The organism is Roseimaritima multifibrata (genome assembly GCF_007741495.1).
Classification (GTDB): Bacteria; Planctomycetota; Planctomycetia; order Pirellulales; family Pirellulaceae; genus Roseimaritima; species Roseimaritima multifibrata.
Map to the genome: position 1 here is coordinate 2305183 of NZ_CP036262.1, position 14883 is coordinate 2320065.

A 14883-nucleotide genomic window follows, 5' to 3' on the forward strand; every position below is an offset into this window, starting at 1 on the left:
TATGCTACGCAGTTGTCCTTGTAATAAGCAATGGGCGACGCCGATTGCCTAGTTGCCAATCGTCGGTGGGTTGTCGAGCAAAAAGTCTCGAGGTCCACGCGTGGTGTAGTACGGGTAGGCAACCGTGCCGGATGCTGGCCCTGGGTTGGCAGGCCGCGTATTGGACCCTTGTGCCATGTGTCCCGTCGCCAAGCCTTCGCTGTAGTTCAGGCCACCCTGCTGCCATCGCAGAGGTCCAGGGCGACAGCCAACAGCGACGCCTGATTGGCAACTTTGGCATTCATTGCGTCCGCCTAAGCGACTGAGCAATCCGCCACCATTGCCGCCATTACAGTTTTGTCCGCATTGTCCTGATTGGCAGGACCCATGGTTTCCAACACCGCGGTGACTCGCACAGCCAGTGAAAGAAAACAGCCCCGCACACAGGGCAATAAGCATTAAGTGTTTCATCGGGGAAACCTTCCGTGGTAAGCCACCGCAAATGTTCATTGAACTTCTTCAGCAAAAAAGACCATCACGAGGTCCTCTCCGCAATCACCATCGGCGCACCTTTCCCCTTCGATGCAGAGAATCGTTAGAACCGAACCGATCCTCTTTACCCCCGCCACGCATAAAGTCTCAAGGTTCTCTATCTTGCCACCCTGCCCTGGTTTGGGAGGGGCATGGCCGTGGTTTAGGTGGAAGTTGACATCGTTTCAGTCAACAGCCGCTCGTCGGAACCGTCGATCCAACGCGGCGGAGATAGCCGAGGGCGTTTCTCAGCTGTTTGAACGCTAGCTAATGGCTAGGCTTGCGGGCAAGCACGGATGATCGCTGCTTGCAACGAGGTGAGGCTGACAGGTTTGAGCAGGAAATCGCTGATGCATTCGGTCTGTGTCTGAGGCCGCTCGTGCGCGGAGACAACGATGATCGGGATGGAATGGGTTTTCGAGAGCTCATTCGCCGCTTCGATCCCTGACATGATCGGCATGCGAATGTCGGTGATGACGACGTCGGGGGTCGTTTCGCGGCAGCAACTTAGCAGTTCATGCCCATTGGAGGCTTCGCCCACGACCTCGTAGGCGAGTTTTGCCAAGAGTCGATGCAAACCGTGCCGAATGTCTTGTTCGTCGTCAGCGATCACAATTCTGAGGGGGGGTGTCATTCAAGCTCTCTTGGCAATGTCATTACAAATTCGGCTCCATCGCCATGATCGTTGCCGATCGCGATGGACCCTTTGTGGGCTTCGAGGAATCGTTTAGCGACTGCCATACCCAATCCCGTTCCCTTGGCTTTTGTTGTGTGAAAAGCTTCGAAAACCAATGGGCGAATTTCCTCAGGCAATCCCGGGCCGTTGTCTCGCACTTGGATAGAAAGCGATGGTACTCCATCGACCTCGACGTTGCGACAAGAAATACAAATACGGACAGGGTCTTCGCAGGCTGCTAGTGAATTTTCAAAAAGATTGCGGAACACCTGTTCGATCCGAAAGGCATCCATCGGGCATTTTAGATCGACCGTATCAATTTGTTCGCACAGTCGAGCATCGCGATCGGTACGCGACACTTGCAAATTTTTCCAGGCTTTTTGCCAGACTTCGGAAAGATCGCCCTGGGAAATGTCCAGTTGGATTGGCCCCGCATAGTTGCACAGTTCTTCGTGCAGGCGTTGAAGGTCGGTTGTTGCATGGCTGATGCGGTCCAGGTCGTCGCGTGCCTCGGCGTCCTCGGCCATCTCGTATTGAAGGATATCGACGCAGACCTGAATTCTTTGCAGGGCGTTTCGGCTTTCGTGTGCAATCGCCGAGACCATTTCGCCCATTGCCGCCAAACGTTCCGCTTGGACAAGTTTCCTTTGGCTCTCGGCTAATTTCGCTTCGGCTGCCTTGCGGTCGGTGATGTCGCGAATCAGCCCCAGATAGCCCAGCGATTTACCTTGTTCATCGCGGATGGTCGTCGCCACAATTTCACCGGGGAAAGTCTCTCCGGATTTTTTCTTCCATTCGACTTCGGTTGCTGCCAGGACGGGCGCATGCGCAGCCTTAAAGGGAAAACTGCCAAGGCGATGGTAGTCATCGGAATTGGCATACAGTTCCAGTGTTGGCATCCCCATGGCTTCGGTTGCCGCATAACCAAACAACTGTGCGGCACTCGCGTTGTAGTGAGTGATTTTGCGGTCCAGGCTGCTTGAGATAAGCGCGTCGGGGATGCCTCCCACGATCGTCTTCAGCAGCGCGCGTTCCCCTTCGACTTCACGTTGGTGCCGGACGCGTTCGATCGCCAATGCCGCAAGGTTTGCACTGCTGGATACAAATTCCAGTTCGCTCTGCTCGGGGGCTCGAGGCGTTTTGTAGTACATCGCCAGAGTCCCAAGGACTTCGCCGGTCGACCCGATGATCGGTTCGGACCAACAGGCTCGCAGGGAGGCACGCTGGGCAAATTCGCGCACGCCGGACCAGAGTGGATCCGTATCGATGTCGGTTACGATGACTCGTTTGCCGGTATAGGCCGCCGTTCCGCAGGAACCAACGCTTGGCCCTGGCATCAAACCTTCACAGGCATCCATATAAAATTTGGGCAGCTGACGCGCGGCCCCCATTCGCAAGCAACCTGTTTCTCGGTCGACCAACAAAATCGAGGCGATCATTTCCGGACGCGATTCTTCGGCGACTTCCACCAACGTTTGCAGGATGTCTTCCAGGGAGTCGCCTTTGGCCAATCGTTTAAGAACGCGGGTCTGCCCTTGAAGGTCGCGTGCAAGTAGATTGCGGTTGTCGTTCATCGCCCGGTCTTTCGGTTGCCTATATCGTTTCGGTCATTGTAGACGTCGGTTCAGACGCTTTGGGAGTCAAATCGGTGTTTTTGCCTGCCACCTGGCAGTGGCTAGAGGCGTTTGGGCTGAAGAAGTGCCCCTAACTGGGCTTGGGGACACTCCGGAAGCCTTCATTAATTTTCTGCAAAAGATTCTGGTTTAAGCCAACCCCCATCGCCGGCGGAGTGCCCAGTCCGTCCCCAAACAGCCCGCAAATAGTAGGAATAGCAACCAGCCCGTCCCCGGATCATTTCCTAAACGATACTGTTTGGTGATCGGCAGCGCCGCATCGCTACGCCGTCGGTTAATGGCATCGATCAATTGATCCAGTTCGTCGACGGCAAATGCTTTCCCTCCCGCCTCGCCGGTTAAATCCGCCAGTTGTTCTAAGAAAGCGGGATCGGCGATCGGGCGGAGTTTTTCACGATCATTGTCGATTACCTGGAACGCGATCTCATCCGGTTTCAGCGGAGAATCCTCGCCGCTGGCACTCGCCCGCATTCGATAGATCCCGGGACTTAGGTTGGATAGTTTTCCCGACACAATCGCTTCACCATCGGCTGCAGGTTGTCGAATGACCGGAAGCGAGGTGACGGTACCCGCCGAATCGACCAGTTCCGCGGTCAAGGGAGTTTCCAATGTTTTCGATTGAGAGAACCGAGCCCGGACGGTGAAGCTAGGGGTTGCATCGACAGCAAACCGCCGGCCTTCGAGTTCGATGGCGATCGCATCGTCGGAAAGGGTGTCGCGAGCCATCAGCCATAACATGATTTGCCGCCAGAATCGTCGATGCTGTAGGCTTGCCCCTTTCCGCCACCATTGCCAGGTACTGTCGCCAGCGAATGTAACGACACGTCCATTGCCGTATTCACCCACCACCAACAATGGATCTTTTTGGTCGCTTTCCAACAATACTTGGACTCCGGGAATCGCTTTGATTCCGGTGAAACGGTTGGCACCCGTCAGTGGCGGAAGTTGGTCAAAGGTGGCTTGCGGTCTGTTGGCGTCGCCGATCTGAACCAAAGGGTGATTGCGGACAACGCGAAGCGGTACGGGGCCCTGAATTTGCATTTCCGGCGAGGGAGGCGAATCGACAGGACGCGCCGCTTCGGGGGAAAGCTGGATCGGTAGCACCTCGGCCAACGGAGATTGTCCGTAGCCCCCTTCGTCGTAGGTGTTTAATCCACCCAGCATCATCAATCCAGCCCCTTCAGCGACCCGTTTCTGTAGCAATTCCAATTGGTCGTTCCCCAGTGCCTTGGCATGGAGGTCGCCCAATATGTAAATGTCAAACTGGTCGGGCTGGAGGGCCGCCGACAGATCAACCGGCCAAGTCGATTCGGTGTCACGACGAATCCATTGGTAGACCAGTTCCAGGTCGGGGAAGCGTCGCAGCGCCAGCCGTAGCCGAAGTTGTTCTTCGCGTGGTTCGCCTTCGAGGTAGAGGATGCGTCCGCCCCCCTCTCGCACATCGACAAATGCGATCTGTTGGTTGTTGATGGTCAGTGCTTCGCCCGCTTGGTTATCGGCGGAGACTTCCAGTTGGTAACGCCCCGGTGCAGGAGCTTCTAAAGAGAACTCCATCGCCTGGGAGTCAGACTGAGTACGCGGGACGACGGAGCGAATGGATGTTTCGTTTTCAATCGGGGCGCTCGGTTGCCCGCTGGCATCGAGGGCCTGTGGCACCCAGCGGACGCGAACCGGGATGTCCGCCCCTGCCAGCGATTGTGTGCGGATCGTTACGGGCAGCTTAAAACTGTTTCCACTAAACAAACGAAGGCTTTCAGGGACATCGGTGATTTCGACATCCCGTTCGGTTTCATCGCCACGACGTTGACCGATCGGAACGGTCCATAGCGGGACTTCCAGGGCAGCCAGCAGCCGAGCCGATTGCTGGGCCCCGCCCCCTTGCGCTCGGCTGGTCTGCGTTCCATCGCCAACCATCACGACTCCAGCAAGTGGTCGACCGGAGGCCTGGGAAACCGCGGATTGAAGTGGAATCGATAGGTCGGTTTCTCTGCCTGTTGGTTGCGTGCTCAGCCAATCGCTGACAGCTTCCATGGTTAGCGGAGAGGCTTTTTGAGCGTACTGAAATACTTGAACGTCCAGCATTTCGTCGCGTCCCTGCAGCGAAGGCAAAAGCTTGCTCCAGACTTCCGATTGGACGGTCCAGCGGTCGCGACCGTCGCCGCTTGGTAGGGACATGCTGCTGGAGCCATCCAGTAAAACAGCAAGCGTCGCGGGCACCGGGGTTTCGGTTGTACGGACCATCGTCGGACGCAACATCGCGAGAAGTAATATCAGGGCCCCGCCACTGCGCAGCCCCAGCAACCAACGTTGGCGGCTTGGCGTCAGGCCGTCTTGTTGTGGACGGACCAGGTACAGCAGCAGAAAGACGATCACAAAGGCTAGCACGACCAGCCAAATCGATCCGAAGGTGGGGTTCCAAGTGATCTGCATCAAGCCGCTCCAGACGAACGAAGTCGTGTGGAGAGTGCGGGCCGACTATTGCCCGTGCGGTAGAAACGATTTGCCAGAATTTGTTCGAAAAGAAACAGCCCTAATACCAACAGCATCGCTTGTGAGTAGAGGGGGCGAAGGTCGCGGCCGCCACCTTCGGATTCGCGGATCGATTCCGCATCGGAAATGAAATCAAAATTTTCCGCTCCCAGCAGAGCCTCTAGGTCGGCCGGTTCGATCGACTTTAGGTTGGTCGCTTCGGGAGACAGGTTTACTGAAAATCCGATGGCCGGTTGGATTCCGCGAAGCCAATAGTTCCCTCCGTTTGAGGTTGTTCCCACCGTCGCTAAGCCGCTGGTTACCGGAACGGGGACGGGAGGCGAATCGGCTGAGAACATTTGCAGTCGTCGGAGGTCTTCTGAAGCGTCTTGGTTTTCGCTTTCCGCATCCCTTACGCCAACGGCCAACGCAACCGCATCGCCGACTTGGACATTCAGGCCCGGTTCGTCGCGGTTCCCCAGATAGCTGAAGATCTGTCGCAGCATCAAAAAGGAGGGCCAGGCGCTTCCTGCACTCGATAGTTCGTTCCAGTCCGCTTGTGGATGCTGGTACGAGGGAGCAAGCGGCGTGGTCATCAAGATCATTCGCCCACTGCCGAAGGCGCGTTCAATGACGGCGCCATTGGATGTACCTGCGTAACGGGCCAGCACCGAATCGCTCGGGTCGGTCGCTAGTTGCCAGTATCGATGGATTCGAAACGGAGCCCACGGGACGCCGCCGGGAATCGCCGATAGTTCCTGCATCACCGGATGGTCCGGGCGAATGATTTCTAAAAACGTGCCTGGTTCGGGGACTCGCCAGATTCGTTTCAAAGGGAACAGCCGTCGCCGAGGAGGGCGTTGGTCGTCGACGATCGCCTCTTCGTCGCTGGAAGCTGTCGGTGCCGTGGACGGTTCGGTGGTGACAAGCGAGCCGCGGGAACTTCCGCCCAACGCAACAAATAGACTGCCTCCTTCGGAAACCCATTTAAGGAGGGAGTTCGCATCGGTTTCAGAAACCTGATCCGGATTCGGGTCCAGCAACGCAACCGCATCGACGGCCTGCAGTTGAGCCGCAGTCCACTTGGTGCCACGCGTGCGTTGCACGACAAATTCGGCGCGCGGGTCCCCGGGACCGAAATCGGCGTTTAATAGTTTTTCTAGGTGGTCGGCCGCGGCCGTGTCGCTGCTGGCAATCAATAGTTTGGCCGGTGGACGGACAACCAAACTAAAGAAACGTGTGTCGTCAATTGCCAGCGGATCGTTTCCTAGTAAATGGATCTGACCGTGATGCGTGCCGATGGGAAGAGGAGGTAGCGTCAGGATCATCTCCGCCGATTCGCCACCAGCCAGTTGAACGCTGGTTCGGTCGACGGTCTGAAGTTTGGGGAGCACTGTTTGCCCATCGCGGACCGCCGGCAGTGTCGGATCGAGGGCGTACAGCTGAGCCTCGCAGCGAACTTCGCTTGCCGGTGTGTCCGGTTCTGAAGTGACAACAATCTGAAGCGGGACCGATACCTGCTGAGGAGGCGAAGTGTCGGAGAGTCGGGGCAGTCCCAAGCGGCGGTTTTGCGGCGGAGTTGTCGGAGGTGATTCGCGGCCGTCGCGTTGGAAATCAACGGGAAGGATTTGCAAGCGAACCGGCGGGGCTTCGGAAAGTAGCCGGAGCAAAGGAGACTCCGCCGTTTCAGGATCGTCTTTGCCGGAAGGAAACCAGCTTTGTTCCGATAGGTCCGATAGCACAAAGACGGCTTTGCGTTCCAGTTCGCTGCTCCGCACCAGCCGGACTGCGGCTTCGATGCGGTCCGCCAATGGTTGAACGTTTTGCAGTGGATCCAGTTTGTCGATTCCGCGAACCGCGGCAGCCGTATCCAATGAATAGGAGGCCGGGCGAGCCGAGCGATCCATGATGGTGATCCGGCTGTCGGCGGGGTAGCGAGTTACCAGCCATCGCGCTGTCGATTTCAGTTTGTCCAGTCGAGTCTTATTTTCGATCAGGTATCCGCTTCGGGGGGAATTGTCGATGACGATAGCGACGGCGGCTGGTGATGAATCAAGGGCTTGCACTGGGGCGGTGCCTGCCCACACAAATCCGCTCCACCCGATCGCTAGGATCAGCAGGGCAAGGCCAGCGGCGGTCAGTCCTAGAACAAGGCTTCGCGTCATTTGTCGCGAGATGGCGGTTGCCGCTAAGGCCAGCAGCGCCAACCCGAATAGAAATGCGATTGCGATCGTCAGCCAGGTCCCGCCAGCACTTGCGTGAATCTGGGGTTGAGCAAGTGCCAGGGCTAGTATTGCCAGTAGCGCTGCGCGAAGGGCCAGCAGCAACCATCGCCGGATTCGCAGCTTGGAACGTTGCACCTCGACACGTTCTGACAAAAAACGGACCGCCGGGAAGAGCATCCGCTGCGGTTGTTTCTTGGCGATCAGGTGCAGCACGATAGGGATCGCAGCGGCCAAAGCCCCAAAGATCAAAGTCGCGTTAAGAAAAGACATCGCTTCCCCATCCGTAGGCTAAGTCGATCATGGAAAGGAACTAAACCCAACGATGGTGAGCAGAAGCATCAGTCCCATCAAACCGATCATCATTCCAAAACAAACGAGGACGATGATGCCTGTGACTTGCCAGAATTTTGCTTGTTGATAAATAAGCTGCGCCCAAGAGTTTGAGTTCGGCTGGTTCGCGAATTGTCGCGACGCTCCGGCGGCTCGCCATAAAAATACAGAAGGAAGGACGTAGATAACGATCACTGATATTGCCGAAATCGCAAAGGAGAACAGAAACGGTACGATCCCCGCTGCTTCCCCCGTAGCAAAGACGACTACGTAGTTGCCCAGTACCAGAATCGCCAAGCCGATAATGATCATGGCGACAAACCGCTGCCATCGAGCCAGCGATTTCGCCAGCTCGACGTTTCGATCCTTCGTGACGTGGTCCAAGGATGCGACGCGGTCGGTGGGAGGGCTGCTGACGGCGGCCGTTAACGGATCGACGGCATGTGGTTCAATCGGCTCATTCACGCTAGGTGCCCTCTTCGGAGGAAAGCGATGTGGCGGGCTGGGACGGTTGCAGTGAATCGCTTTCCACGGGGACCGTGACATCCCTTACCGCGGGACCCAGTGCACCGGGGGGGCTGGAGGTCACTGTTCGCCCGACCGTTAACGCTAATGCACTGAAGCTAAACACCACGCCTAGTAGTGCTAGGCTACCAAGCACGCGCCAGGTTCTTAATTGTCGCTCCAGGAGCAGCGTTTGTTGGACGGCATCGGGGGTGACGCTGTACTGCTTGGCGGTGGCACCCGCCCGCATTATCGAAATGGCTGGTAAGAGGTAGAAAAAGGCCATTATCAGAATCACTAAACCGACGCCGATGACCCCGGCTATCGATCCGGCCAGTACGCCTGCAAGGAGCATTTGCAGCCCTAGGATAAGGACCACGATTCCGAAAATGGCAAGCAGGATAATCCCCAGAAAGAACTGCCAGAAACCGAGGCGTCTAGCGTCTGTTTGGGGAGTGTTGACCGTCGCGGCAACGTCACTGTGCAGGCTTATGTTTCCTGTCGCGGCGGCGTACGGATTTTGGTTCGATGGATTCAGATCAGTCATGACGCCGAAGCTATGGCAAATGGAACCGGCAGGTTTGCTTGGAGAGGTTTATGTCGGAGGTGCCGGATTGACTGGATGACGTACGATTTGTCGATTGGAAACGAAACCCAGCACGCCCGTTCGTCGATGGAAACAGGCAGATGCATTGGCTTCGTCCCTTTTATCCTACCGCAAACGGACAAACGTGGGGCAAAGCTTGGTTAATGCGGTCCCGGGTCCGAGGATGGGTCGTACTGATGAGGCTGGTCGGTTCGTAAACCACGCGTTCGTAGCGATGCCGGAGGTGGAACGCTTGAACGAGTCTGACTTTGCGGTTGCGATTCTGCTGAATGCGGGCCGGAACCAGAGCTGCGCCCGTTTTCATTCGAAGTTGAATCGAATTCAGGTGGATCCTGTTCGCTTATTGGAGCGGTCAAGTTCGCCGTTGGTTTCGGCGGACGTGCCTTGAAAAGTCGACCGAGCGGGCCGGCAAGTAACGCTGGCAAGAAGATCAAGTCGCCGACCAGTGCCGCCGCTAACATGACCAGCATCAACGTCCCAAATTGTTGAGTCGGAGTGAACGAACTAAGTGCAAATACAAACAGACCAAGCCCGCCGACGATGGTCGTTTGAGTCATCGCAGGACCGACACGACGGTAGGTCGCTTTGATCGCTTCAATGCGTTCCATACCCGTGTCAAGGTTATGCCGGAACCACGATAGGAAGTGGATCGTATCGTCCACCGCAACACCCATGGCCACCGAGGCGGTCATCATCGTTCCGATGTCGATCTTGATCCCCATGTGACACATCGTTCCGAACACGACTGCGACGGGGAAAATGTTGGGAATCATCGCCACGCATCCCGCGGCAAATCCAAATCCCAGGTTGCTGGGGGCGAACCAAGTGAAAGGCATTCGGCCTGGGTTTAGTAAAATTGTCATCACGCCGGCGATCAGCACAAATGCCCAGCCGATCGACTCCACCAAGCTGTGCAGCAGGGTTCGCTGGGCTTTGTAGACCACGGGAACCACCCCGGTATAAACGACTTCTACCGGCCCAGCATTTTCCGCCACGGGGATTTCGTCAACGACTGTCGGGATCGTCCTGTCAAAGGGGATTTGACGGACATCGATCCAGTTTTTTGCATGCTGTTCGATGAACGATAGGTCGTAGTCCTCGTGGTCCCGAAGCATGATGATCATGTCGGCCGATTCAAGGTTTTTTCCCCACTGCTCGTGAGTCTCTTTGCCGTCCAGTTTGCCATCGCTTGGGTCGTGCCAGAGAACTCGCGTGCTGCTGTGATTTCTAAGCAATTCCGCCAACGTGGTTTCATAGATCGAACGTTGGTCAATCACTCTGGAATCGGTTGCCGGAGGCGTCCCTTCGAGGAATCGGAGGGTCCGCTGAGCAAGCGTTTCGGATGCCTTTCGCTCTTCAGGCGTCATTTCAGGTTTGGGTTGCAGAACCGGTTCGACGCCCAGGTGTTCCGGCGCACCACGCCCCAAGACAACAATCTTGCGAACGCCTCGTGAGCGAGTCGGCATTCGCTGTTTGATTTGTTCCTCGGACCGATAGGCCTCGAGTACTGGTTCAACCGTTTCACGCAGTTGGTAGATGAAACGTCCGTAATCGACGTCGGACAGCGCGCTGACGCGTAAGCTGATTCGGAATAAGTCGCTGCCGGCAAAGGGGCCGTTTTCTTCGACGCGGAAGTAGTCGCTTCCCTTTAAATCATTGCGTCCTACGGTCAGTTCTTGATTGAACAGGTAACGCTCAGACTTGATGGCTCCGTTTGATGGCGGAGGTAGGTCCGGTAGGAACGTGGCGGTGCTCATCGCCTGCCCTACGATTCCCAGGCCTGTTTCTCCCAGCGCCTGTTCCACAACATGTTGGATCCTGGAAACCGCTTCCACTTTTTCCAGCATGCTCATCTCGGGATCCGCCGAGGTGGTTGCCGCGTTGCTTGCGGTTTGGTTCCAGCTGCTGCGAGTATCCTCGGCGGGCTCCGCCGCTGCAACTTCCGCGTCTGGGGATTCGGGCAGCCGAACAACCAGTTCCATCGGAACCAGTTTGCCAAAATTGTCTTCCAGCCAAGCGTAGTCGTTGATGATGCGACTGTCCGCACTGAATAACTTCAGCAGTTGGACAGTCGTTTGGATTTTGAATAACCCGAGCAAGCAAAAAATCAGCAAGGCTGTCGCTGCGGTCGAAACCCACCAGTGGCGTTTGACGATGAAATCTCCAACCGCACCCCAGGCTCGCCCTAAGACGCCGCCATCGCCGATCGATTTCTTCTTGGTTTGCCTTTTCTTGGCCAGGTGGGGAATGAATGTTTCCAGAGCGGCCGGCAGGTACGCAAACAGAATGATGACCGTCGCCAAAACCCCCAACGCCGAGAAGAAACCGAACTTTCGGATCGGGGTAATGTTGCTGGTGTACAGCGACATCAAACCGATGGCCGTTGTAACGGCGGCTAAGGTGCAGGGAACCAACGCATGACGAAACGCACGACCAGCAGCCCCTGCCGGGCCTTCGGATTCCACTTCATCGCGGTAGTAGTTGACGACGTGAATCGCCCCGGATAACCCTAAGACATAGACCAGCGAGGGCATGCTGAGGAGGATTGCATCGACCGCCGTTCCCGTCCATCCGACCATCGCCATTCCAAAGACCGCCGACATCCCGCCGACGGCGAAAATCATGATCGTTACTTTCAGGCTTCGGAAGCACAGGTAGGACAGCCCGAAACCAAGCAGGACGCTATATCCCACCAGCCGACTTAGGGTGATCGTCCCTTCTTCGTCGATCGTTACATTGTCGACCGGAGGACCCCCTAGACGTAGCGGAGGTCGACCACTGCTGCCGACCGCTTCGACAACGTTGAATGGAGGCGGAGCTGACGAGGGGATCGCGGCGGCTTCTAGTCCGGATTGTTCCGCCAGGGTTAGCAGTCTTCCGCGTGGGCCTCCCATCACTCCGCGACCAACCACGTAAGGCAATTTCTGTTCGCCAAGCGGAGTCAGGGTAACCATCACACAGGTTTGTCGCGGCGGCGGTTTGATTTCGACGGCGTCAAAAACGGCGTACCAAGCTTCGTCGTGCTGTTTTGTGTCGGCGTTTAGTAGGGCTTCGCGGTCCCCTTGGTACCTCGCCTGCGTGAATTGCTGGAGCGCTAAATCAAAGGCCTCCACCAATTCCGCTGGAAGCGGTTTTGATGAATCGGTCGCAACTTCGCTCGCTGCTTCGGCCGAAGCGATATCGTCAGATTCCTCGGACTTCGAGTCGCGATATTCTTCTACGACCCGTGCAAAGCCCTCGGCGGTCCAGTCAAATTCGTGAGGGACTGCGGGGGCATAAAGCGTTCCGGTCAATCGGTCGATGGCATGACGGCGGGCGATTTGTGGTTTTAATTCGGGGTCGGTTAGGTCTACCGGCCACAATGGGCCACCCTCCACTGCCAGCAAACTGGCAACGTCGGGACCGGTCTGCACGCTACGAAATAGCGGCGCTGAAAGCAGGGCGGGGTCGTTGTAGTACGGATTGGCGACTCTTTTCCCGGGCGGGCCGCCAAAAGCAGCGACGAAGGTCCCATCCAGCTTGTAACTTCCGGTGGCTCGCTGAAACGCGATCCATGAAGAATGAACGGCGTTCGATTCGACGTCCCAGCGGTATAGTTTTCCGTCTGGCGTTAGGTAATACCAACGTCCCGTCGCGCTGACCAACCATTTCTCGTCCAGGCCACCCCAGTTCTTGTGATGGTCCGAAGGGAGCATCAACTGCAATTTTGCAGCGGTTTCTTTTGCGGCTTCCCAGTTCGCCGGCAGGACCGCAGGCGTCGACCCTTCCGCTTCGCTTCTCAGTTTCTGAGCAAACAGCTGCAGTCGTTGATCGTCCTCGGTGCAGCCTGGCCAGGTTGCAAGGATGAAACGTTCCCCGGCGAAATATTTACCAAACCAAGCAAGTTCGGAGGTTTCGCGGAATTCCGATGGCAGCCAATCCTTAACATTGTTCTCCGTGTGCTGGAGACTCATCCGCGCTGATCGGATGGCCCAAGGGACAAAGAAAAAGATCACCAAAAGGATGACGAGCGCGTTGGAAATCCCGAAGGGAGAGCGCTTTGAGAGGAACGATTGTTTCATCGGGGGTCAGCAGCAACAGGGAGCAAGGGATAGCGAATTGCATGCAATCGCTGTAAGCGTATCGGTGCACGCCGTTTGGGTCCACGTCAATCGGCGCCTTCGTTGGGACTTCCAGCGGTATCCACAGCGCGGGACCACGGTCATGCGGGTTAGCGAAGCCGCACAGGGCATCGTTTGCTGGGGCGATCTGGGGATATCGCATTCCCGTTCCGCGGAACGCTCCCCGGTGCCAACCTGAAAACCTGGCAACTCCTTGGCGGCATTCGTCACCCTTAAATCGGGCAAATCATGCCGTCCAAGGCTGAAATGCATCCCTCGTCGGCCGATTCCCATCGCTGGATGCATTGGAACTTCATTTGGCTTTGCAGGCACGAAAGCCCGGATCTGTTCAGCACCGGTGTCGCGGAGCCCGCGGGCCGATTTCGCTGGAGTGTCATTCGAGGTGCGTCCTCCGTTCTTGCTAGCATCGATGGAGAAAAAATTTGCAAAATCCGAATAACCTGACCATTTGGGAATGGAATATCCCACTGGGGCACCAGAAATGGACATCGCCGGACGATTGCCTGGGCGATACTTCCCAGAAGACTCTCTCCTCTTTCGAACACCTGTCTTGCGTAAATGTCCAGTATTCCCGCTCCTGTCCGTCAAGTATTGCAAGCGCGCAGTGATGCGACGCTACAGAAGATTGACATGGCTGTGCTGGCAAAACATCTAGACGTCCAGCAGCAGGCGGGTGATTCGGTTAACGAATTGTTGCAGCAGAACGCGACCATTCAGCGCCAGTTGGCTGCAGGCTACCTCGACGTCCGCGTCTAACCCTCTATATTCAGCCTTTGCTAGCGGAAGTTCCTTTTGGCGGATTCTCTGACATTGAATTTTGACATCAAGGGTTGTCAAAAACCGGCTCTCTCCATAGATTACCAGAGAGATGAGCCATTCAACCAATCCTCCTGCCGCGATTTCGTTGCGATCTGTTGATCGTGAATTGCTTGATGCCCTTCGTGGTGGCGAGCGACTAGGAGTCCATGAATTGACTTTGGCCCTTGATGTTACGGCGACCGCCGTTCGTCAGCGGTTGGAGCGTCTTTTGGCAGACGGGCTGATTGAACGCCATAAAGTGGTCGCAGGGCGAGGTCGTCCGACCTTCAGTTATTCGCTGACGGTGCTTGGTCACCGCCATGCGGGAGCGAACCATGGCGAATTGGCCGATGCGATGTGGCAGGAGATCTTGCTGATCCCTGACGCGGGCATTCGGGACAATTTGCTTGCTGGGATAGCTCGACGCCTTGGACAGGGCTACCGGGAGCATTTGGCCACCGGCAAGTCCGACTCAGGGAGCTTGGAGGAGCGGATGCGAGAGCTATCACGGCTGATGGCTGGCAACCGAATTCCGAGTGATGTCACCCTTCGGGGGGAAGAGTCGCTTCCGGTGCTGGGAATCACGGCCTGTCCGTACCCTGGCCTGACGGACGATTCGGAGCTTCGTTCCATGTGTCATTTAGAAGAAGAAATGTTGAGTGAGGCTTTGGGGAGTCCCGTCGAATTGACCAGCTGCCGCCTCGATGGCCATGCGTGTTGTCAATTTTCGCCGAAGGAGAGCGGTCCAGAAACCGCTCCAGCGAACGATTTGTGTGAGAACGAATCGTAGGACGGCAGTTAGACAACCCCTCAGCAACCAACATCCATTCCGAAGCAGATCAGCCGAAACGCGACCGAGAAGCGAAGCCCGCGGCCCTTGTCATCGAACCACACTTTGTTGGTTCCAATCGCAACGGGTCGTTGAAGCCACTACGAAATCAAAGCGAACAGACCTACTACATATCACTGCAAATCTTTTGCAACGACCGAGTTTAAGAGGAAGCTACCG

10 protein-coding genes are annotated in these 14883 nt (G+C 56.5%); 2 read left to right on the top strand and 8 right to left on the bottom strand.

The annotated features are described in order from the left end of the window. Nucleotides 1-48: 48 nt before the first annotated feature. The 8 genes from FF011L_RS26780 to FF011L_RS08410 form a co-directional block, all read right to left on the bottom strand. On the bottom strand, nucleotides 49-450 hold the full coding sequence (locus tag FF011L_RS26780; RefSeq protein ID WP_246109817.1) for a hypothetical protein: 402 nt from the start codon (nucleotides 448-450) through the stop codon (nucleotides 49-51). Nucleotides 451-784: 334 nt separating this feature from the next. Then, nucleotides 785-1144: a response regulator transcription factor gene (locus tag FF011L_RS08380; protein WP_145351179.1), complete on the bottom strand. Its 360-nt coding sequence runs from the start codon at nucleotides 1142-1144 to the stop codon at nucleotides 785-787. Then, nucleotides 1141-2760, bottom strand: coding sequence for a GAF domain-containing protein (locus FF011L_RS08385; protein WP_145351180.1), 1620 nt, complete (start codon nucleotides 2758-2760; stop codon nucleotides 1141-1143). The genes FF011L_RS08380 and FF011L_RS08385 overlap by 4 nt, the downstream gene beginning before the upstream one ends. Before the next feature lie 189 nt (nucleotides 2761-2949). Then, nucleotides 2950-5250 (bottom strand): glutamine amidotransferase, encoded by a 2301-nt coding sequence (locus tag FF011L_RS08390; protein ID WP_145351181.1) that lies wholly within the window; start codon nucleotides 5248-5250, stop codon nucleotides 2950-2952. Then, a complete protein-coding gene (locus FF011L_RS08395) occupies nucleotides 5250-7784 on the bottom strand; it encodes a BatA domain-containing protein (RefSeq protein ID WP_145351182.1) in 2535 nt (844 codons plus the stop codon). The genes FF011L_RS08390 and FF011L_RS08395 overlap by 1 nt, the downstream gene beginning before the upstream one ends. Nucleotides 7785-7811: 27 nt before the next feature. After that, nucleotides 7812-8309 carry a hypothetical protein gene (locus tag FF011L_RS08400; RefSeq protein ID WP_145351183.1) on the bottom strand — a complete coding sequence of 166 codons (498 nt, stop codon included), beginning with the start codon at nucleotides 8307-8309 and terminating at the stop codon, nucleotides 7812-7814. Nucleotide 8310: 1 nt separating this feature from the next. Then, nucleotides 8311-8895, bottom strand: coding sequence for a hypothetical protein (locus FF011L_RS08405; protein WP_145351184.1), 585 nt, complete (start codon nucleotides 8893-8895; stop codon nucleotides 8311-8313). Nucleotides 8896-9095: 200 nt separating this feature from the next. Continuing rightward, entirely contained in the window at nucleotides 9096-12908 is a 3813-nt protein-coding gene (locus tag FF011L_RS08410) for an efflux RND transporter permease subunit (protein ID WP_218933085.1), read from the bottom strand. Between the two features lie 726 nt (nucleotides 12909-13634). Between FF011L_RS08410 and FF011L_RS08415 the strand changes: the two genes are divergently transcribed. Both FF011L_RS08415 and FF011L_RS08420 read left to right on the top strand, forming a co-directional pair. After that, on the top strand, nucleotides 13635-13832 hold the full coding sequence (locus tag FF011L_RS08415) for a hypothetical protein (protein ID WP_145351186.1): 198 nt from the start codon (nucleotides 13635-13637) through the stop codon (nucleotides 13830-13832). A 112-nt stretch (nucleotides 13833-13944) separates the two neighbouring features. After that, nucleotides 13945-14664, top strand: a complete 720-nt coding sequence (locus FF011L_RS08420; protein WP_145351187.1) for a helix-turn-helix transcriptional regulator — start codon at nucleotides 13945-13947, stop codon at nucleotides 14662-14664. The last annotated feature ends 219 nt before the right edge of the window (nucleotides 14665-14883 follow it).

Coding starts and splice junctions, on each gene's coding strand:
- FF011L_RS08420 (WP_145351187.1), top strand. CDS start 13,945: ATGAGCCATTCAACCAATCCTCCTGCCGCGATTTCGTTGCGATCTGTT.
- FF011L_RS08395 (WP_145351182.1), bottom strand. CDS start 7,784: ATGTCTTTTCTTAACGCGACTTTGATCTTTGGGGCTTTGGCCGCTGCG.
- FF011L_RS08385 (WP_145351180.1), bottom strand. CDS start 2,760: ATGAACGACAACCGCAATCTACTTGCACGCGACCTTCAAGGGCAGACC.
- FF011L_RS08390 (WP_145351181.1), bottom strand. CDS start 5,250: ATGCAGATCACTTGGAACCCCACCTTCGGATCGATTTGGCTGGTCGTG.
- FF011L_RS08415 (WP_145351186.1), top strand. CDS start 13,635: ATGTCCAGTATTCCCGCTCCTGTCCGTCAAGTATTGCAAGCGCGCAGT.
- FF011L_RS26780 (WP_246109817.1), bottom strand. CDS start 450: ATGAAACACTTAATGCTTATTGCCCTGTGTGCGGGGCTGTTTTCTTTC.
- FF011L_RS08410 (WP_218933085.1), bottom strand. CDS start 12,908: ATGAGTCTCCAGCACACGGAGAACAATGTTAAGGATTGGCTGCCATCG.
- FF011L_RS08405 (WP_145351184.1), bottom strand. CDS start 8,895: ATGACTGATCTGAATCCATCGAACCAAAATCCGTACGCCGCCGCGACA.
- FF011L_RS08380 (WP_145351179.1), bottom strand. CDS start 1,144: ATGACACCCCCCCTCAGAATTGTGATCGCTGACGACGAACAAGACATT.